This is a genomic window from Pseudomonas sp. SIMBA_068, from assembly GCF_046534705.1.
Classification (GTDB): Bacteria; Pseudomonadota; Gammaproteobacteria; order Pseudomonadales; family Pseudomonadaceae; genus Aquipseudomonas; species Aquipseudomonas putida.
Genome location: NZ_JAWRYI010000015.1, coordinates 89303 through 107569, shown reverse-complemented (window position 1 = coordinate 107569; position 18267 = coordinate 89303). Strand labels below are relative to the sequence as shown.

The following is an 18267-nucleotide window of genomic DNA, read 5'->3' as shown; positions in this document are numbered from 1 at the left end:
GTCACTCCTTTGGAATACGGGCCGCTCACGGCGGCACGGAAAAACGGCAGGTACACGGGCACCTGCAGTGGAATCGGGTATCGCCGGCCAGGCCCGGGAATGGCCTTTGCCGGCGAAGGTGGCGCAGGCGGGTCAGCCCTTGGTCAGGGTGGCCACGGCGCGCTCGAAGCGGTCCAGGCCTTCGTCGATGTCGGCGTCTTCAACCACCAGGCTTGGCGCAAAACGCACCACGTCCGGGCCGGCCTGCAGCACCATCACGCCTTCTTTCTCGGCGGCGTTGAGCACGTCCTTGGCCTTGCCTTGCCAGGCCTCGGTCAGCACGCAGCCGAGCAGCAGGCCGACACCACGCACCTGGGAGAACAGGCTGTACTTCTGGCCAATCTGTTCCAGGCGGGTCTTGAAACGTGCGTGCTTGGCCTTGATGCCGGCCAGGGTTTCAGGGGTATTGACCACATCCAGCACCGCGCAGGCGACGGCGCAGCCCAGCGGGTTGCCGCCGTAAGTGGTGCCGTGGGTGCCGACGGCCAGGTGCTTGGCCAGTTCGGTGGTGGTCAGCATGGCGCCGATAGGGAAGCCACCGCCCAGGCTCTTGGCACTGGTCAGGATGTCGGGCGTCACGCCGTAGTGCTGGTAGGCATACAGCGAACCGGTACGGCCCACGCCGGTCTGCACTTCGTCGAAGATCAGCAGGGCGTTGTGCGCGTCACACAGCTTGCGAGCGCCTTCCAGGTAAGCCAGGTCGGCCGGTACCACGCCGCTTTCGCCCTGGATCGGTTCAATCACCACGGCGCAGGTCTTGTCGGAAATCTGGGCTTTCAGTGCTTCCAGGTCGTTGTACGGCACGTGGCTGATGCCGGTGATCTTCGGGCCAAAACCGTCGGAGTACTTAGGCTGGCCACCGACGCTGACGGTGAACAGGGTACGGCCGTGGAAGCTGTTCACGGTGGCGATGATTTCGTGCTTTTCCGGGCCAAAGCGGTCATGGGCGACGCGACGGGCCAGCTTGAACGCGGCCTCGTTGGCCTCAGCGCCTGAGTTGCAGAAGAACGCCCGGTCGGCAAAGGTGGCGTCCACCAGCTTGTGGGCCAGGCGCAGGGCCGGCTCGTTGGTGAACACGTTGGATACGTGCCAGAGGGTGTTGGCCTGGTCGGTCAGGGCCTTGACCAGAGCCGGATGGCAGTGGCCCAGGGCATTTACCGCGATGCCACCGGCAAAGTCGATCAACTCGCGACCCGACTGGTCCCACACACGGGAACCCTCGCCTCGCACAGGAATGAAGGCCGCCGGAGAATAGTTGGGGACCATGACCTGGTCGAAATCGGCACGTTGCACCGGGGCTTGCTCAACGGACATCTGAGTCTCCTGAAGAGGAACGCTGGCCTGGAAGTGGGCGAGCGATGGGGGGATTGTAAGGACTGATCCGCGCCTGTCCTTGCGGCCAAGCGACAACTTGTTACAGCGCAAAACCCAGTTTTGACAAGGCTTTCGGCAATGCGACAAACACTGTCGCAATCGCGCAGTGTACGGGAGAGAGGATGCTGGGTGAACGGGTGTTCACATAGGTTTGTGGGAGACGGGGATGTTCGGCGATGTTGATGTGTTGCCTGTGAGATCGAGCGCCGCCCGCGCGGCGCTTCGCAGCACAAGGCTGCTCCTACATCTGTTTCGGGCCAATTATTCCTGTGGGTATTGCGCGCGAACGCCTTGGTGCATGGCTCGATATCGCGTCAGGCAAACAAGGCGGTCGCGTGCGTTGGTGCAGGCGTGACTGGCCGGAAACAGATGTAGGAGCAGCCTTGTGCTGCGAAGCGCCGCGCGGGCGGCGCTCGATTTCCGCCCCACCATCACCCCCAAGGCATACACCCCGGGCCCCACGCATCATGTCAGCCCTTTTCGGCAGGCGCCGAGCTCAGTTCGAATGGGCTGCTGCTACGCCGCTGATTCCGGTCTTCCCGCGGCGTGGCGCCAAAGAAGTTGCGATAGGCACTGGAAAAATGCGGCCCCGAGGAGAAGCCACAGGACAAGCCGATCTGGATGATCGACTTACTGGTCTGCATCAGCATCTGCCGCGCCTTGTTCAGCCGTAGCTCCAGGTAGTACTGGCTCGGCACGCGGTTCAGGTACTGCTTGAAGATGCGCTCCAGCTGCCGACGCGACACGCACACATGCTGGGCAATCTCGTCAGTGGTCAGCGGCTCTTCGATGTTGGCTTCCATCAACAGCACCGCCTGGGTCAGCTTGGGATGGCTAGAGCCCAGGCGGTTCTGCAGCGGAATGCGCTGACGCTCGCCCCCCTCGCGGATGCGCTCCACCACCAGCTCTTCCGACACTGCCCCCGCCAGTTCCGCCCCGTGATCACGGGCCAGCACTGCCAGCAACAGGTCGGCCACGGCGATGCCGCCACAGGCAGTCATGCGATCACGATCCCAGTCGAACAAGTGACTGGTGGCAATGACCTTGGGGAAGCGTTCGGCAAAATCGTCCTGCCAGCGCCAGTGCACCGCAGCCCGGTAACCGTCGAGCAGGCCCAGCATCGCCAGCGGATACACCCCGGCAGCCAGGCCACCGACCGTGCAGCCACTGCGCGCCAGCTGCTTGAGCGCAGTCGACAAGGCAGCCCCTACCGCCGCAGGCGGCTCGTCAGCGAGCAGGAACAGTTTGTGGCAACCCTCCAGGCGGCCGGTCCACGGCTCGCCCGGCAGGCGCCACTCCCCCTCTGGCGCGGGCTCCGCCTGCAGGAAGGCCAGTTCGTAGACCACATCCGGATGCACCCGCTGCGCCACCTGCAACACTTCCTCGGCCAGCGCCAGGGTCAAGGGCCTGGTGCTGGGCCAGATGAGAAAACCGATTCGCTGGGTGGTCATAGGGTGCGGTCCGAAACCTGAGGTCGTTCGAGTCTGTGCGCCGGGTCAGGCTGCGCTCGCAGCGCAGCATGCCCTATTCTGGTGCAAAAATGCAGCTTTTACTTCAGGCTGCCGGAGAGGAACTGCTTCAGGCGCTCCGACTGCGGGTTGGCCAATACTTCGCGTGGGCAGCCCGCCTCTTCCACCAAACCTTTGTGCAGGAACACCAGCTGATTGGAGACCTCGCGAGCAAAGCCCATTTCGTGGGTCACCACCACCATGGTCCGGCCTTCCTGAGCCAGCGCCTGCATGACCTTGAGCACATCACCCACCAACTCCGGGTCGAGCGCCGAAGTCGGCTCGTCGAACAGCATAACCTCTGGCTCCACGGCCAGGGCCCGGGCAATTGCCACACGCTGTTGCTCGCCACCCGACATATGCCCGGGGAAGGCGTCCTTGCGGTGGGAGACACCCACCTTGGCCAGGTAGTGCTCGGCCTTTTCAAGGGCTTCTTTCTTGTTCATGCCCAGCACGTGTACCGGCGCCTCGATCACATTCTCCAGCGCCGTCATGTGCGACCACAGGTTGAAGTGCTGGAACACCATCGACAGGCGCGAGCGCATGCGCTGCAGCTGGCGCGGGTCGGAGGCCTTCAGCGCGCCGTCCTTGCCGGCCACCAGCTTGAGCTCTTCGCTGTTGAGCAGGATCTTGCCGGCGTGCGGCTGCTCCAGCAGGTTGATGCAGCGCAGGAAGGTCGACTTGCCCGAACCACTGGAGCCGATGATGCTGATGACGTCGCCAGCCTTGGCCGCCAGGGAAACACCCTTGAGCACTTCATGGCTGCCGTAGCGCTTGTGCAGGTCTTGGACTTCGAGTTTGTACATGCTGTCGATTCTCACAAAGCGGTCAGTGCTTGCGCGGCGCCAGGTAGCCGAGCCAGCGGCGTTCGGCCATCTTGAACAGGCGCACCAGGATGAAGGTCAGGCACAGGTAGAACACGCCCGCCGTGATGTAGGCCTCGAAAGGCAGGTAGTACTGGGCATTGACCGTGCGTGCGGCACCGGTGATGTCGATCAGGGTGACGATCGACGCCAGGCTGGTGGTCTGCAGCATCATGATCACTTCGTTGCTGTACTGCGGCAGCGCCCGGCGCAGGGCCGACGGCAGCAGGATGCGCCGGTACATCTTCATGCGCGACATGCCCATGGCCTTGGCCGCCTCGATCTCGCCGTGGGGCGTGGCCTTGAGGCTGCCGGCGATGATTTCTGCGGTGTAGGCACTGGTGTTGACACCGAACGCCAGGCAGGCGCAGAACGTGGCGCTGGACAGCAGCGGCCAGGCGAAGCTTTCACGTACCGCCTCGAACTGCGCCAGGCCGTAGTAGATCAGGAACAGCTGCACCAGCATCGGCGTGCCGCGAATCACGTAGGTGTAGAGCCACGCCACGAGATTGACCACAGGCTGCTTCGACACGCGCATCAGGCCCAGCGGAATGGCCGCCAGCAGGCCGAAGAACAGCGAAATCGCCAGCAGCTTGAGGGTGGTCAGCAGGCCGCCGAAGTACAACGGCAATGCCTCCCAGACGACGTTGTAGTCGAAGATCATAGTTCAGCCACCTTGACGCCCACCGAGTAGCGGCGCTCGAGATACTTCAGGGCCAGCAGCGAGACACTGGTCAGCACCAGGTACAGGGCCGCCACCGCCAGGAAGAAGGTGAAAGGCTCGCGGGTGGCATCGGCCGCCTGCTTGGCCTTGAACATCATGTCCTGCAGGCCGACGACTGAAATCAGCGCGGTGGCCTTGGTCAGCACCAGCCAGTTGTTGGTGAAACCCGGGATCGCCAGGCGAATCATTTGCGGCACCTGGATGCGGAAGAACACTTGGCGGTTGCTCATGCCATACGCCACGCCCGCTTCGGCCTGGCCCTTGGGAATACCGAGGAAGGCACCGCGGAAGGTTTCTGACAGGTACGCGCCAAAGATGAAGCCCAGCGTGCCGATACCCGCAGCCAGCGGGTTCAGGTCGATGTAGTCTTCGTAGCCGAGCAGCGGTGCCACCCGGTTGATGATGTCTTGCCCGCCGTAGAAAATCAGCAGGATCAGGACCAGGTCCGGAATACCACGGATAACGGTGGAATACAGATCGCCCAGCCAGGCCAGCCAGCGCACCGGCGACAAACGCAGCGCCACACCGATCAGGCCGAGCACGATGGCCAGGGCCATCGACGACAAGGCGAGCTGCAGCGTCAGCCACGCCCCGTCGAGGATGACTGCCCCGTAGCCTTTCAACATGATGAGGTCCTCGACCTAGAGAATGAAAAATGGTGCAAACCTCAGAGCCTCTGCTGTTTGCACCATTGCACAGGTGAAACCCGACGTCTTAGTTCGAGTCTGGACCGTAGATGTCGAAGTTGAAGTACTTCTTCTCGATTTCTTTGTACTTGCCGTTGGCACGGATGGCGTCGATGGCCGCGTTGATGCGCTCGACGTTCGCTTTGTCACCCTTGCGCACGGCAATGCCGATACCGTCACCGAAGTACTTGGCGTCGGTGAAGGCCGGGCCTACGAAGGCAAAGCCCTTGCCGGCGTCGGTCTTGAGGAAGCCGTCTTCCAGCAGGGTGGCGTCAGCCACGGTGCCGTCGAGGCGGCCGGCTGCCACGTCCAGGTAGATTTCGTTCTGGGTGCCGTAAGGCACCACGGTGGCACCTTTGGCGCCTAGCACTTCCTTGGCGAAGCGGTCATGGATCGAGCCGCGCTGCACGCCGATCTTCTTGCCTTTGAGCTCATCCAGGCTTTCGCTGACAGCGGTGCCGTCCTTCATCACCAGGCGCGCCGGGGTCAGGTAGTAGCGCTTGGTGAAGTCGACCGACTTCTTGCGGTCGTCGGTGATCGACATGGACGACAGAATGGCGTCGATCTTGCGCACTTTCAGCGCCGGGATCAGGCCGTCGAACTCCTGCTCGACCCAGGTGCACTTTGCTTTCATCTCTTCACACAGGGCATTGCCGATGTCGTAGTCGAAACCGGCGATGCTGCCATCGGGCTGCTTGAAGGCGAAGGGTGGATAGGCAGCTTCAATGCCGATTTTCAGGGGTTTTTCATCGGCCTGCGACACCAGGGAAAACACAGACAGCGCCAGGGCGCCAAGCAGTGCGAGCTTCTTCATCAGGTAACTCCATCGGTACGGGGCAATACAAGGCAGGTAACAACTGCCCGATATGCGAATGGGTACAACGCGAGCCGCGCAGGGTTCGACCAAGGTCGCAGACCACGAGCGAGTGAGTGGCATTTTAGCGACAGCCCGGTAGTCGATATTTCTTCAAAGCGACAACTACTTACAGAAGCGCTTGAAACCGCTGCGGGCGATGTTGACAGCCAGTGCAAAATATGCAAAAGCGCAAGAAATAGAACCTATAGACCTAGCAATTCCTGGGCCTATTATTGGCAAAGCCTTGTACTACGGCAAGTGTAGCGTGCCGTGTTGCACAAAATGGCTAAGGAAACGCACCGAAACGGGCCTGATTTGTTTCTTCGCGCCCCGAACTTGTGCAGGACCGGTGACAGAACAGTTACCGATGAATGTCGGGTAACAGTAAAGCAAAAACCCCGCCGGTTGCCCGGGCGGGGTTTTGTCTGGTCGTGGTGTGTGTAAGCAGCCCTGTGGGAGCGGGCATGCCCGCGAAGCAGAGGCGCGGAGGATGGCACCGGCTGCGCCGGTGTTCGCGGGCAAGCCCGCTCCCACACAGGGCGCGCGCCCCCACAGCGCAAGCGACGAGACTATCAGGCCGAAGCCAGGTTCATGGCCTTGTGGGTATCGATCAGGTGCTGCACCACACCCGGGTCAGCCAGTGTCGAGATATCGCCCAGCGCATCGTACTCACCGGTGGCAATCTTGCGCAGGATGCGGCGCATGATCTTGCCCGAACGGGTCTTCGGCAGGCCCGGCGCCCACTGGATCACGTCCGGCGAGGCAATCGGGCCGATTTCCTTGCGCACCCAGTTTTTCAGTTCCAGGCGCAACTGCTCACTGGCCTCGACACCGGAATTGAGGGTGACATACACATAGATGCCCTGGCCCTTGATGTCGTGCGGCACACCAACCACTGCAGCCTCGGCAACTTTCGAATGCGCGACCATGGCACTTTCGATTTCGGCAGTACCCATGCGGTGACCGGAGACATTGAGCACGTCATCCACGCGACCGGTGATCCAGTAGTAGCCATCTTCGTCGCGGCGCGCACCGTCGCCGGTGAAGTACATGCCACGGAAGGTCTTGAAGTAGGTGTCGACAAAGCGGTCGTGGTCGCCGTACAGCGAACGCGACTGGCCTGGCCAGGAGTCGAGGATCACCAGGTTGCCTTCGGCCGCACCCTCGATCAGGTTACCCAGGTTGTCCACCAGGGCGGGCACCACACCAAAGAACGGGCGGGTTGCCGAGCCCGGCTTGAGGCCGGTAGCGCCCGGCAGCGGGCTGATCAGGATGCCGCCGGTCTCGGTCTGCCACCAGGTGTCGACGATCGGGCAACGCTCCTTGCCTACAGTCTTGTAGTACCAGTTCCACGCTTCAGGGTTGATCGGCTCGCCCACCGAGCCAAGCAGACGCAGGCTGGAACCATCGGCCCCTTCAACAGCGGCCTGCCCTTCGGCCATCATCGCGCGGATGGCGGTTGGCGCGGTGTAGAGGATGTTGACCTTGTGCTTGTCGACGATCTTCGAGACGCGGGTAATGTCCGGGTAGTTCGGCACGCCCTCGAACAGCAAGGTGGTGGCGCCGTTGGCCAGCGGGCCGTAGACGATGTAGCTGTGGCCAGTGACCCAACCGACGTCGGCGGTGCACCAGTAGACCTCGCCCGGGCGATAGTCGAACACGCGCTCATGGGTCAGCGCGGCATACACCAGGTAACCGCCGGTGGTGTGCAGCACACCCTTCGGCTTGCCCGTGGAGCCAGAGGTATAAAGGATGAACAGCGCTTCTTCAGCACCCATTTCCTTTGGCGCGCAGTGGCTGGAGGCCACTTTCATCAGGTCTTCGTACCAGATGTCGCGATGCTGGTGCCAGGCGATATCACCACCGGTGCGCTTGCACACGATGATCTTCTGCACGCTTTTGGTTTCAGGGTTGGTCAGCGCCAGGTCGACGTTGGCCTTGAGCGGGGTACGACGGCCGCCACGCACGCCTTCGTCGGCGGTGATCACCACCTTGGACTCGCAATCGATGATGCGGCCGGCCAGCGCTTCAGGGGAGAAGCCACCGAACACCACCGAGTGGATCGCACCAATACGGGCACAGGCCAGCATGGCCACCACGGCCTCGGGGATCATCGACATGTAGATGGTGACCACGTCACCACGGTGCACGTCCTGGCCACGCAAGGCGTTGGCGAACTTGCAGACCTGCTCGTGCAGTTCACGGTAAGTGATGTTGCGGTGCTCGGAAGGGTCGTCGCCTTCCCAGATGATGGCCAGCTGATCACCGCGCTCTTCGAGGTGGCGGTCCAGGCAGTTGGAGGAAACGTTCAGAGTGCCGTCGGCGAACCATTTGATATCGACGTGGTGGTCGTCAAAGGAGGTTTGCTTGACCTTGGTGAACGGTTTGATCCAGTCGATACGCTGGGCCTGCTCGCGCCAGAAGCCGTCCGGGTTGATCACCGATTTCTGGTACATGGCCTTGTAGGTGGCCTCGTCGGTCAGGGTAGTGGCCGCAACCTCGGGACGAACGGGATACAGTGGAGCCGCACTCATCTGTGTTACCTCGGTGTAATAGTTGTTTTTGTATGGAACCGTTTGTAACTGTACCAGAGCGACAAAAGCCATTCGACGTTGGTAGTAATTTGGTACGCCCGTTCCGGCAAAGCCCTCTAGCTCGGGCATTACAGCCCATGGGGGCAAAAAAATAAGGGGTTAACACGGGATTGTTACAGATTCTGTCAAAACACTTTATCAAAAGACCCACTGTTTCGGCCTTGGCCAGCGACATAAAATTCACCTCGCCAGCAACGGCAAGGCGATTAACAACTGGTAACAGCCCCCACGAAGGCAAGCGTTAATCTCCATCTAATCCCGATAGTTAAAACTAGCAATACTCGCGGCGCCATAAGCGCCGCGTGCCCCCTCACGACCTTAGACAGGTAAATAGAAAATGAAAGCTTTACTGGTATTGGTACTTGGCAGTCTTTGCGGCGCGGCGATCGCCGGCGAAGCCAAAGATGCCGAGCAGATTCCGGTTGAACAGTACAGTTACTCGCAGCACCTGGACATTGCCCGCGTCATTTCCATGAGCGAAGTGCCCAATGTGTGCGAAGTCGTGCCAGCCCGCATGACCTACGAGGACTCCCAGGGCCAGAAGCACATTCTCGAATACCGCGTGATGGGGAACGGCTGCTCTAACGGCTGATACCTTATGAATTGGGGGCCCTGCGGGCCCCTTCGCGGCACAAGGCCGCTCCTACAGGTATTGCGCAATCCTCAAACCCGCGCCGTACCTGTAGGAGCGGCCTTGCGCCGCGAAAGGACTGCGAAGCAGTCCTAAGTTCTTTGCCTGACAACTAATCCGCAGACTTGTTAAGCGAGTAATCCCTCAACTTGTTGGCAATTGTCGTGTGCGAAACACCCAATCTTCTCCCCAAAGCCCGACTACTCGAAAACTCCCCCATCAAACTTTCCAGTACCGCCTTTTCAAAGCGCCCGACAATCTGCGAAAGATCCCCTTCCAGCGAAAACTCACCCAACGGTTGCCGCGCGCCATAATCCGGCAAGCGAATATGCTCGCTTTTAACCACGCCGCCTTCACATAAAGAAACCGCCTGGAACAATACGTTTTCCAACTGCCTTACATTACCTGGCCAATGGTATTGCCCAAGTTTTTCCATTGCGGCCGGCACCAGCCGGGGCATGGCGCAGCCAATCTGCCGGCTGGCCTGATCGAGAAAGTGCTGTACCAGCCCTTCCAGCCCATCCATGCACTCACGCAAAGGCGGAATGTGCAGCGACAATACGTTGAGGCGGTGATACAGGTCCTGACGAAACTCGCCACGGGCACACAGCTCGGACAAATCCACCTGGGTCGCGCAAATCACCCGCACATCCAGGTAGACCTCTTCATCGCTGCCTACCCGGCGGAAGCAGCCGTCCTGCAGAAAGCGCAGCAGCTTCACTTGCAGGCGCGGGCTCATCTCCCCTACCCCATCAAGAAACAGCGTGCCGCCGGCGGTCAGCTCCAGCAACCCCAGCTTGCCCTCCGCCCGCGCCCCTTCGAATGCCCCGGGGCCGTAGCCAAACAGCTCGGTCTCGGCCATCGACTCCGGCAACCCGGCGCAATTGAGCGCCATCAGGGGCGACTGGCCGCGCGGGCTGGCCAAGTGGCAGGCGCGCGCCAGCAGTTCCTTGCCGGTACCGGTCTCGCCTTCAATCAGCAAGGGGGCATCCAGCGGTGCCATGCGCCGCGCCTCACGCACCACTGCGGCCATCACCCGCGAGCTCTGGAAGATGCTGTCGAAACCGCGCAGTTCCTGCTTGCGCACGTTATAGATACGCTCGCCGATGCGGTCAGCCCGGTGCAGGGTAAGTACCGCGCCCGCCAACGCCTCACTGTCATCGTGCTCGGACTGCAACGGGGCGATATCGGCCAGGAACACATCGCCTTTGACCTTGATGCGCATGCCGTTGATGCGCGACTTGTTGGCCCGCACCAGCTCCGGCAGGTCGAAGTCTTCCACGTAGCGCGCCAGCGGCATGCCGGGCACCTCGTCCACCCGCACCCCCAGCAGCTGCGCCGCGGTACGGTTGGCGGCGACGATGCTGCCGCCCATGTCGATCGACAGCACCGGGAAATCCAGCGCGCCCAGCAGTGCGTTCAGCTCCATGTGCCGGCGCTCGCTGGGCATCAGCCCCACGCGCTTGACGCCGAATACTCCGGCAATCGCCTCGAACTTGGGCCGCAATGCCTGGAACTGCAGGTTGATAAGGTTCGGGCAATGCAGGTAGATGGCGTTGCCGTGGTCGCCGCCCACCTCGCCGCGCAGCACGTTGATGCCGTACTCCACCAGCAGGTTGAGGATGTCGCGCAGGATGCCAATACGGTTCTGGCAATGCACTTTGATACGCATGAGGGCTCTCGAAGCGCCAATGTTTTTCAACACCGCGCAGAAAATTCGTAAAGATAAGCTGACAAAAACCGCGCAACCATCAGCCAGATGCCTCGGATTTTCCGACACCTGCTCGATTTTGTAAAATTATCGTTACGAAAGTAGGGTGGCGAGCAACTACAAGCCCTGCCATCCATCGTGCAAACCGACCCGGGTGGGGATATTACTTAGGCATGTCCTGCACATAACAAGAAAAGCCCTCACCAGGAGAGCCTCATGAAACAGACGCAATACGTGGCACGCGAGCCCGATGCGCATGGTTTTATCGATTACCCGCAGCAAGAGCATGCGGTATGGAACACCCTGATCACTCGCCAGCTGAAAGTGATCGAAGGCCGCGCGTGCCAGGAATACCTGGACGGCATCGACCAGCTCAAGCTGCCCCATGACCGTATTCCGCAGCTGGGCGAGGTCAACAAGGTGCTGGGCGCCACCACCGGCTGGCAAGTGGCCCGGGTACCGGCACTGATCCCCTTCCAGACTTTCTTCGAATTGCTGGCCAGCAAGCGCTTCCCGGTCGCCACCTTCATCCGCACCCCGGAAGAACTGGACTACCTGCAAGAGCCCGATATCTTCCACGAGATCTTCGGCCACTGCCCGCTGCTGTCCAATCCGTGGTTCGCCGAGTTCACCCACACCTATGGCAAGCTCGGCCTGGCTGCGACCAAAGAACAACGCGTGTATCTGGCGCGCCTGTACTGGATGACCATCGAGTTTGGCCTTATGGAAACCCCGCAGGGTCGCAAGATTTATGGCGGCGGTATCCTCTCGTCGCCTAAGGAGACCGTCTACAGTCTGTCTGGCGAGCCCGAGCACCAGGCTTTCGACCCGATCGAGGCCATGCGCACGCCGTATCGCATCGACATCCTGCAGCCGCTGTATTTCGTGCTGCCGAACATGAAGCGCCTGTTCGACCTGGCCCACGAAGACATCATGGGCATGGTCCATAAAGCCATGCAGCTGGGCCTGCACGCGCCGAAGTTTCCACCCAAGGTCGCCGCCTGAACGACCCTGCCGATAACAACTCGAACTGGAAAGACACCCCATGAATGCCTTGAACCAAGCCCATTGCGAAGCCTGCCGCGCCGACGCACCGAAAGTCTCCGACGAAGAGCTGGCCGAGCTGATTCGCGAAATCCCGGACTGGAACATCGAAGTACGTGACGGCCACATGGAGCTTGAGCGCGTGTTCCTGTTCAAGAACTTCAAGCACGCCTTGGCGTTCACCAACGCCGTGGGCGAAATCGCCGAAACCGAAGGCCACCACCCAGGGCTGCTGACCGAGTGGGGCAAGGTTACCGTCACTTGGTGGAGCCACTCGATCAAAGGCCTGCACCGCAATGACTTCATCATGTGCGCGCGCACTGACAAGGTGGCTGAAACGGCTGAAGGCCGTAAGTGACCACTGAAAAATGGGGCCCAGGCGGCCCCATTTTTTATGGGAAAAATGTGCGGTGTTCGCCCGCAAAACCGACAAGCGACCGGTAAAAAATCCAAACTGTCATCCAGACTTGTGTATCCTGCCCCAGCTTTGCGAAGCTTCAACCGCGCCTGGCGCAGACTTTTCACTCACACTTGCGAGGAACGACGAGATGCACGAAATCCCGAATCTTCCCTTCCCAAGCCTGAACCCAGAAGAGCCATCCGTGACCGTTCACGCCGAACCGGCAGCAGCCGTCGAGCAGGATGGTGACGATCAATCCAGCGCTGACCAGGAATAACTGCGCATCCCCGACTGTGTGAAAACGGCTGACCTGCGGGCTACCCCCGTCATCACGTTTTCACACCGTCCTGAACACACGTAGGTCCCCATGCCCGACTCACCGCGCCCCCTTGCGGTCACCCTGCAAGTCGTCTCCATCGTCCTCTTCACCTTCATCGGCTACCTGAACATCGGCATTCCACTGGCCGTGCTGCCCGGCTATGTGCATAACGACCTGGGTTTCAGCGCCGTGGTCGCTGGCCTGGTGATCAGCGTGCAGTACCTGGCCACCTTGCTCAGCCGCCCCACCGCCAGCCGCATCATCGACAACCATGGCAGCAAGAAAGCCGTCATGTATGGCTTGGTCGGCTGCGGGCTTAGCGGGGTATTCATGCTGGCCTGCGCCTTCCTCACCCACCTGCCCTGGCTGAGCCTGACCTGCCTGCTGGTAGGCCGCCTGGTGCTGGGCAGCGCCGAAAGCCTGGTGGGCTCCGGCGCGATTGGCTGGGGCATCGGCAGGGTGGGCGCCGAAAACACCGCCAAGGTCATCTCCTGGAACGGCATCGCCAGCTATGGCGCACTGGCCATCGGCGCGCCACTGGGCGTACTGATGGTCAAGGGCCTGGGGCTGTGGAGCATGGGCGTCAGCATCATCCTGCTGTGCACCCTCGGCCTGCTGCTGGCCTGGCCCAAGCAGGCCGCGCCTATTGTCAGCGGTGTACGCCTGCCGTTCCTGCGGGTGCTGGGCAAGGTGTTCCCGCACGGCTCGGGACTGGCCCTGGGCTCGATCGGCTTTGGCACCATCGCCACCTTCATCACCCTGTACTACGCCAGCCGTGGCTGGGCTGATGCGGCGTTGACCCTGAGCCTGTTCGGCGCCAGCTTCATCAGCGCGCGGCTGCTGTTCGGCAACCTGATCAACCGGATTGGCGGGTTCAGGGTGGCGATTGCCTGCCTGTCGGTGGAAACACTCGGGCTGCTGATGCTGTGGCTGGCCCCCAGTGCCGAACTGGCATTGGCGGGTGCAGCACTGAGCGGGTTTGGTTTCTCGCTGGTGTTCCCGGCATTGGGCGTGGAGGCGGTGAACCAGGTGTCGGCGGCCAACCGCGGCGCGGCGGTGGGGGCGTATTCGCTGTTCATCGATTTGTCGCTGGGGGTGACCGGGCCACTGGTGGGCGCGGTGGCGGCGGGGTTCGGGTTTGCTTCGATGTTTTTGTTTGCGGCGGCTGCCGCGGCTTGCGGGCTGGTGTTGAGCCTGTATCTGTACCGGCAGGCGCGGAGTAGCCGCAGCCACTAACAAGCGGGGGCGCTTTGCGCCCCATTCGCGGCACAAGGCCGCTCCTACAGGGGGCACGCTATCACTTGTAGGAGCGGCCTTGTGCCGCGAATGGGCTGCAAAGCAGCCCCCGAGGCCCTGAAGATTAACGCTGAGCGTACTGCAACACCACTTCCAGCGGGTGGCGCATCTTGCGCTCGGTCATGCGCTTGACCTGGCTACGGCACGAGTAGCCCGTCGCCAACGGCTCCCCTTCCTTGTCCAGCTTGGTCGCCCAGCTCTGCTCGAAGATGGTCCGCGATGTCTCCTGGTTACGCGCCTCGTGCCCGTAGGTACCGGACATGCCGCAGCACCCCGTCGCCTCGGTCACCAGCTTCAGGCCCAAACGCTCAAACACCTGCTCCCACTGCCGGGTGCTGGCTGGCACGTTGGTCTTCTCGGTGCAATGCGCCATCAGGCGGAAGTTGCCCGGCGCGGTCGGCGCCTGCTCGGGCAGCACATCCATCAGCCACTCCTGCGGCAACAGCACCTTCGGGCAAGCTTCCAGCCCCGGCACTTTCTGGTATTCCTGGCGATACACCAGGGTCATCGCCGGGTCCAGGCCCACCAGCGGCACGCCGCAGTCGGCCAGGGCCTTGAGCTGGGTGGCGTTGCGGATCGCCGCCTTGGCGAATGCACCGAGGAAGCCCTGCACATGCAGCGGCTTGCCGTTGGCGCTGTACGGCGCCAGGAACACCCGATGACCCAGGCGGTGGGCCAGGTCGATAAAGGCTGACAGCAGCGGCGTTTCGAAGTAGCGGGTAAAGGCGTCCTGCACCAGCACGATGCTGCGTTCGCGCTGGGCCGGGGTCAGTTCACGCAGGGCCGGCACACTGGCCACGCCAACGCGGCAGCGGGTCAGGGTGGCCTGGAAGTTGAAACGGCTGATCAGCGGGCTGTCGACCATGCCGATCTTGTCGGCCAGCAGCCTGGTCACCCACTTCGAGCCCATCACCGCGTTGTAAAGCCCTGGCGCGTGGGCCAGGTACGGAATGCTGAATTCCAGCGAGCCTATCAGGTAGTCACGCAGCGGGCGCTGGTAGCGGCCGTGGTACAACTCAAGGAAGCGTGAACGGAAGTCCGGCACGTTGACCTTGATCGGGCACTGCCCGGCGCACGACTTGCACGCCAGGCATCCGGCCATGGCGTCATACACTTCATGGGAGAAATCTTCCTGCCCCTGGCTGCGTGCGCGGTTGTTGCGCAGGCGCGCTGGCAGGCCCTTGAGCCACGACACCTTGTTGCGCGCCGCGGCCAGCACGTCGATGTTTGCCTCGCCCTGCAGGCGCAGCCATTCGCGCATCAGCGAAGCACGGCCCTTTGGCGAATGCTGGCGTTCGCGGGTGGCCTTCCACGACGGGCACATGGCGTCGTTGGGGTCGTAGTTGTAGCAGGCGCCGTTGCCGTTACAGTGCACGGCACTGGGGAAGTCCTGCCACACGCGCTCGTCGATGGTACGGTCGAGGTCGCCGCGCAGGGTCACGCCATCGACCGGGGTCAGGCCTTCGGCGCTGCCTGGCGGGGTGCAGATCTTGCCCGGGTTGAGCTGGTTGTGCGGGTCAAAGGCACCCTTCAGGCGCTGCAGCGCCGGGTACAGCTCGCCGAAGTACTCCGGCACGTATTCGGAGCGCAGGCCTTTGCCGTGCTCGCCCCACAGCAAACCGCCGTAGCTTTTGGTCAGTGCCGCCACCGCATCGGAAATCGGCTTCACCAGCGCAGCCTGGGCCGGGTCTTTCATGTCCAGTGCCGGGCGTACGTGCAGCACGCCGGCATCGACGTGGCCAAACATGCCGTAGGTCAGGCCGTAGCCATCGAGCAGCGCGCGGAAGTCGGCGATGTAGTCGGCCAACTGCTCCGGCGGTACCGCGGTGTCTTCGACAAACGGCTGCGGGCGCACCTCGCCCTCAACGTTACCCAGCAAGCCCACCGAGCGCTTGCGCATGACGTAGACGCGAGTGACCGCCTCGGCGCCTTCTGCCAGGGTATGCCCCAGGCGCTCGACGCTGGTGTCCGCCTGCAAGTGTTCGACAAAAGCCTGCACCCGGGCGTTGACCTCGGCCGGCTCGTCGCCACAGAACTCCACCAGGTTGATGCCCAGGGTGGGGCGCTCGGGGTCGGCCGGGAAGTATTCGGCAACGCTGTGCCAGACGATGTCTTTCATCGCCAGCATCAACACCCTGGAGTCGACGGTCTCGATCGACAGCGGCTTGTGTGCCATCAGCGCGTTGGCGTCGCGCAGGGCATCCATGAAGCTGGTATAGCGCACGTTGACCAGCACCGCGTACTTGGGGATCGGCAGCACGTTGAGCTTGGCTTCGACCACGTAACCCAGCGAGCCTTCGGCGCCACACAGCACGCTGTTGAGGTTGAAGCGGCCCTGCTCGTCGCGCAGGTGCGCCAGGTCGTAGCCGGTCAGGCAACGGTTGAGTTTGGGGAAGGTGGTTTCGATCAGTTCAGCCTGTGTTTCCTGAATCTCGCGGGCCATGCGGTACACCTCGCCGACCCGGCCGGGCGCGGCGCAGGCCTGCTCCAGTGCGGCATCGTCGATCGGCAGGCTGTGCAGGCGCTCGCCACCGAGCAGCACGCTGTGCAGCTCCAGTACGTGGTCGCGGGTCTTGCCATAGGTGCAGCTGCCTTGGCCGCTGGCGTCGGTGTTGATCATGCCGCCGACCGTGGCGCGGTTGGAGGTGGACAGTTCGGGGGCGAAGAACAGGCCGTGCGGCTTGAGCGCGGCATTGAGCTGGTCCTTGACCGTACCGGCCTGCACCCGCACCCAGCGCTCCTCGACGTTGATTTCGAGGATCTTGTTCATGTGCCGCGACAGGTCGACGACGATGCCGTCAGTCAGCGACTGGCCGTTGGTGCCGGTGCCACCGCCGCGCGGGGTCAGCTTGACCTCCTGGAAGCGCGGGTCACCCATCAGCGTGGCAACCCGCGCCACGTCGTCGGCGTCCAGCGGGAACACCGCCGCCTGGGGCAAGCGCTGGTAGATCGAGTTATCGGTGGCCAGCACGGTACGGGTGCCGTAGTCGGCACTGATCTGGCCACGGAAGCCGCTGCTGCGCAGGGCTTCGAGGAATTCGGGGTAGTTGGCGCTCGGTGCAACGGTCGGCAGCTGGGCGATCATCGAAGGATGGCCTCTTGATATTGGCTAATTCACGGGATTCCTGTCGCTCCGGCATAGGTGTTGCCATGCCGGGGTGACGTATAGGCCAATGTTCCTGTAGTTTCGCCTCAGGGGCAAACGGATAATCCTGCCGCTATCAATGACTTTTATGAATGAATTACCGCCACCTGACACCGTCCATGTCGCTGCTGCTGGCATTCGAGGCCGCCGCCCGGCATGAAAGCTACACCCGCGCCGCTGCCGAACTGTCCCTGACCCAGAGCGCGGTCAGCCGCCAGGTGCAGGCGCTGGAACAGCAACTGGGCCTGACCCTGTTTCGCCGCGAAGGCCGCCAGGTGCAGCTGACCGATGTCGGCCGCCTGTACCAGCGCGAGCTCAGCGAGGCATTGGGGCGCATCCGCAGCGCCACCCTGCAGGCACTGGCCTACCAGTCAGGGGTGGGCACCTTGCGCCTGGCCACCCTGCCCACCTTCGGCTCGAAATGGCTGCTGCCGAGGCTGCATGCGTTCTACAGCGCCCACCCGGGCATGCTGGTGCACATTCATTCGCGCATCGAAGCCATCAACTTCGACACCAGCGAAATCGATGCCGCCATCGGTGTGGCCAGCCATGACCTGCCGGGGCTGATCTGCCATCGCCTGCATGCCGAGGAACTGGTGGTGATCCTGCCGCCGGAGGCCGGCGCAGATAGCCAGGGCTGGAGCCCGGCAAGGATCAGTGAAGAGGTGCTGCTGAATGTGGCCAACAACCCGCATGCGTGGGGCGAGTGGTTTTCGCACCATGGCCTGCCGCACCGATCGATGCGCCTGGGGCCGAGCTTCGAGCTGACCTCGCATTTGATCCAAGCAGTGCGCGCCGGGATTGGCATCGGCCTGGTGCCGCGCATTCTGGTGGAGGAGGAGCTGGCCAAGGCAGAGCTGTACAGCCCTGGGGTAGCGTTTGCCAGCCAGCGCAGTTACTACCTGATCTATCCGCCCCGGAATGAGGCCTTGCCATCGTTACGGGCGTTCAGGAGCTGGTTGCTGGAACAGATCTGAAGGATACGTTGCCTGTGCCGGCCTCTTCGCAGCGCAAGGCTGCTCCTACACACGGAACGGCGTCCGCCTGTAGGAGCAGCCTTGCGCTGCGAAGAGGCCG

The 18267-nt window shown here is 62.3% G+C and carries 15 protein-coding genes; 6 read left to right on the top strand and 9 right to left on the bottom strand.

Annotated features, from left to right (window positions below):
- Positions 1-132 precede the first annotated feature (132 nt).
- The 7 genes from SB756_RS26415 to acs form a co-directional block, all read right to left on the bottom strand.
- The gene (locus SB756_RS26415; RefSeq protein ID WP_019473143.1) at positions 133-1353 is read right to left on the bottom strand and encodes an aspartate aminotransferase family protein; all 1221 of its coding nucleotides are present in this window, start codon (positions 1351-1353) and stop codon (positions 133-135) included.
- A gap of 530 nt (positions 1354-1883) precedes the next feature.
- Positions 1884-2864, bottom strand: coding sequence for a transcriptional regulator ArgR (gene argR / locus SB756_RS26410; RefSeq protein WP_016498490.1), 981 nt, complete (start codon positions 2862-2864; stop codon positions 1884-1886).
- Between the two features lie 98 nt (positions 2865-2962).
- The gene (locus SB756_RS26405) at positions 2963-3727 is read right to left on the bottom strand and encodes an ABC transporter ATP-binding protein (protein WP_410912518.1); all 765 of its coding nucleotides are present in this window, start codon (positions 3725-3727) and stop codon (positions 2963-2965) included.
- A gap of 22 nt (positions 3728-3749) precedes the next feature.
- Positions 3750-4448 (bottom strand): ABC transporter permease, encoded by a 699-nt coding sequence (locus SB756_RS26400; protein ID WP_016498488.1) that lies wholly within the window; start codon positions 4446-4448, stop codon positions 3750-3752.
- Positions 4445-5134: an ABC transporter permease gene (locus SB756_RS26395; RefSeq protein ID WP_016498487.1), complete on the bottom strand. Its 690-nt coding sequence runs from the start codon at positions 5132-5134 to the stop codon at positions 4445-4447. The genes SB756_RS26400 and SB756_RS26395 overlap by 4 nt, the downstream gene beginning before the upstream one ends.
- Positions 5135-5222: 88 nt before the next feature.
- Positions 5223-6008 carry an ABC transporter substrate-binding protein gene (locus tag SB756_RS26390; protein WP_341796462.1) on the bottom strand — a complete coding sequence of 262 codons (786 nt, stop codon included), beginning with the start codon at positions 6006-6008 and terminating at the stop codon, positions 5223-5225.
- A gap of 614 nt (positions 6009-6622) precedes the next feature.
- Positions 6623-8584, bottom strand: a complete 1962-nt coding sequence (acs, locus tag SB756_RS26385) for an acetate--CoA ligase (protein ID WP_410912515.1) — start codon at positions 8582-8584, stop codon at positions 6623-6625.
- A gap of 397 nt (positions 8585-8981) precedes the next feature.
- On the opposite strand from acs, the gene SB756_RS26380 reads away from it, so the two are divergent.
- Positions 8982-9236: a DUF2790 domain-containing protein gene (locus SB756_RS26380; protein WP_341796464.1), complete on the top strand. Its 255-nt coding sequence runs from the start codon at positions 8982-8984 to the stop codon at positions 9234-9236.
- A gap of 151 nt (positions 9237-9387) precedes the next feature.
- On the opposite strand, the gene SB756_RS26375 is transcribed toward SB756_RS26380, so the two are convergent.
- A complete protein-coding gene (locus SB756_RS26375; protein ID WP_410912514.1) occupies positions 9388-10947 on the bottom strand; it encodes a sigma-54-dependent transcriptional regulator in 1560 nt (519 codons plus the stop codon).
- Positions 10948-11202: 255 nt separating this feature from the next.
- Between SB756_RS26375 and phhA the strand changes: the two genes are divergently transcribed.
- The 4 genes from phhA (at position 11203) to SB756_RS26355 (ending at position 13985) form a co-directional block, all read left to right on the top strand.
- Positions 11203-11991, top strand: a complete 789-nt coding sequence (gene phhA, locus SB756_RS26370; RefSeq protein WP_410912513.1) for a phenylalanine 4-monooxygenase — start codon at positions 11203-11205, stop codon at positions 11989-11991.
- 40 nt (positions 11992-12031) lie between these two features.
- Positions 12032-12388 (top strand): 4a-hydroxytetrahydrobiopterin dehydratase, encoded by a 357-nt coding sequence (locus SB756_RS26365; RefSeq protein WP_410912511.1) that lies wholly within the window; start codon positions 12032-12034, stop codon positions 12386-12388.
- Between the two features lie 190 nt (positions 12389-12578).
- Positions 12579-12707 (top strand): hypothetical protein, encoded by a 129-nt coding sequence (locus SB756_RS26360; protein WP_016488505.1) that lies wholly within the window; start codon positions 12579-12581, stop codon positions 12705-12707.
- Positions 12708-12797: 90 nt separating this feature from the next.
- Positions 12798-13985 carry an MFS transporter gene (locus SB756_RS26355; RefSeq protein WP_410912510.1) on the top strand — a complete coding sequence of 396 codons (1188 nt, stop codon included), beginning with the start codon at positions 12798-12800 and terminating at the stop codon, positions 13983-13985.
- 124 nt (positions 13986-14109) lie between these two features.
- Here the strand turns inward: SB756_RS26355 and SB756_RS26350 are convergent, their stop codons facing one another.
- Positions 14110-17130: an FAD-binding and (Fe-S)-binding domain-containing protein gene (locus SB756_RS26350; protein WP_410912508.1), complete on the bottom strand. Its 3021-nt coding sequence runs from the start codon at positions 17128-17130 to the stop codon at positions 14110-14112.
- 152 nt (positions 17131-17282) lie between these two features.
- Between SB756_RS26350 and SB756_RS26345 the strand changes: the two genes are divergently transcribed.
- Entirely contained in the window at positions 17283-18167 is an 885-nt protein-coding gene (locus SB756_RS26345) for a LysR substrate-binding domain-containing protein (RefSeq protein WP_061203405.1), read from the top strand.
- Positions 18168-18267: the final 100 nt, after the last annotated feature.

Excerpts from the sequence above, each read along its gene's own strand:
- SB756_RS26415 (WP_019473143.1), bottom strand. The coding sequence starts at position 1,353 with ATGTCCGTTGAGCAAGCCCCGGTGCAACGTGCCGATTTCGACCAGGTC.
- argR (WP_016498490.1), bottom strand. The coding sequence starts at position 2,864 with ATGACCACCCAGCGAATCGGTTTTCTCATCTGGCCCAGCACCAGGCCC.
- SB756_RS26405 (WP_410912518.1), bottom strand. The coding sequence starts at position 3,727 with ATGTACAAACTCGAAGTCCAAGACCTGCACAAGCGCTACGGCAGCCAT.
- SB756_RS26400 (WP_016498488.1), bottom strand. The coding sequence starts at position 4,448 with ATGATCTTCGACTACAACGTCGTCTGGGAGGCATTGCCGTTGTACTTC.
- SB756_RS26395 (WP_016498487.1), bottom strand. The coding sequence starts at position 5,134 with ATGTTGAAAGGCTACGGGGCAGTCATCCTCGACGGGGCGTGGCTGACG.
- SB756_RS26390 (WP_341796462.1), bottom strand. The coding sequence starts at position 6,008 with ATGAAGAAGCTCGCACTGCTTGGCGCCCTGGCGCTGTCTGTGTTTTCC.
- acs (WP_410912515.1), bottom strand. The coding sequence starts at position 8,584 with ATGAGTGCGGCTCCACTGTATCCCGTTCGTCCCGAGGTTGCGGCCACT.
- SB756_RS26380 (WP_341796464.1), top strand. The coding sequence starts at position 8,982 with ATGAAAGCTTTACTGGTATTGGTACTTGGCAGTCTTTGCGGCGCGGCG.
- SB756_RS26375 (WP_410912514.1), bottom strand. The coding sequence starts at position 10,947 with ATGCGTATCAAAGTGCATTGCCAGAACCGTATTGGCATCCTGCGCGAC.
- phhA (WP_410912513.1), top strand. The coding sequence starts at position 11,203 with ATGAAACAGACGCAATACGTGGCACGCGAGCCCGATGCGCATGGTTTT.
- SB756_RS26365 (WP_410912511.1), top strand. The coding sequence starts at position 12,032 with ATGAATGCCTTGAACCAAGCCCATTGCGAAGCCTGCCGCGCCGACGCA.
- SB756_RS26360 (WP_016488505.1), top strand. The coding sequence starts at position 12,579 with ATGCACGAAATCCCGAATCTTCCCTTCCCAAGCCTGAACCCAGAAGAG.
- SB756_RS26355 (WP_410912510.1), top strand. The coding sequence starts at position 12,798 with ATGCCCGACTCACCGCGCCCCCTTGCGGTCACCCTGCAAGTCGTCTCC.
- SB756_RS26350 (WP_410912508.1), bottom strand. The coding sequence starts at position 17,130 with ATGATCGCCCAGCTGCCGACCGTTGCACCGAGCGCCAACTACCCCGAA.
- SB756_RS26345 (WP_061203405.1), top strand. The coding sequence starts at position 17,283 with ATGAATTACCGCCACCTGACACCGTCCATGTCGCTGCTGCTGGCATTC.